Origin of the sequence: Sulfitobacter sp. HI0129, from assembly GCF_001635395.1 — a bacterium.
Taxonomy (GTDB): Bacteria; Pseudomonadota; Alphaproteobacteria; order Rhodobacterales; family Rhodobacteraceae; genus Sulfitobacter.
The window spans coordinates 1-675 of sequence record NZ_LWGH01000612.1; the positions used below are offsets into that span (position 1 = coordinate 1).

The 675-nt window shown below is 65.9% G+C and carries 1 pseudogene; it reads left to right on the plus strand.

Going from position 1 to position 675, the window contains the following annotated elements:
• Nucleotides 1–675: pseudogene (locus tag A3764_RS16090) on the plus strand (baseplate multidomain protein megatron); the annotation flags it as partial.

Genomic DNA, 675 nt, shown 5'->3' on the forward strand with positions numbered 1-675 from the left:
ACCTGTCGCTTGAACGTTTCGGCAACCGGGTGCCGCAGTTTTCCTTTGAAGTGATCCGGCCCGAGCAGCGCGGCGCGCCGGGTTCGGCGTTCACCCCCACCTACGGCCTTCGCGGTGTGGCCCTGATCCCCGGAACCGGGGAATATGCGCTTGCTACCACGCCGGTGAATTATCTGGAGGGGCCGGGCGTTCGGCGGAGCGCCAATGTCGCCACCCCACGGGGGGAGACTGATTTTGCCGTCTCTTTGGGCGAGCTTACGCGGGATCTGCCGGAGTTGGAGGCGGTTTCGCTGGTGGTTTCGTGGTTCGGCGACGATCTGCGCTGCGGGCGGTGCCGGGTCCGGCCCAAGGTGGAGGATGTGCGTATAGACGGGGAAACGATGCCTTGGCAGGTTTCGGGCCTATCCCGTGCAGAGGCCGAGCAGATCGCCCGGCAGGATGGCCGCCCGGTCTATGGCGGCACCCCCTGCGATGCCGCTGTGATGGAGGCCATCGCCGCCATGCAGGCGGTGGGGAAAAAGGTGATGTTCTATCCCTTCATCCTGATGGAGCAGCTGGCCGGAAACATGCTGCCCGATCCCTATAGCGACGCGCAAAGCCAGCCTGTCTTGCCGTGGCGCGGGCGGATCACGCTGGAACATGCGCCGGGCCGCCCCCTCAGCAGTGATGGGACGG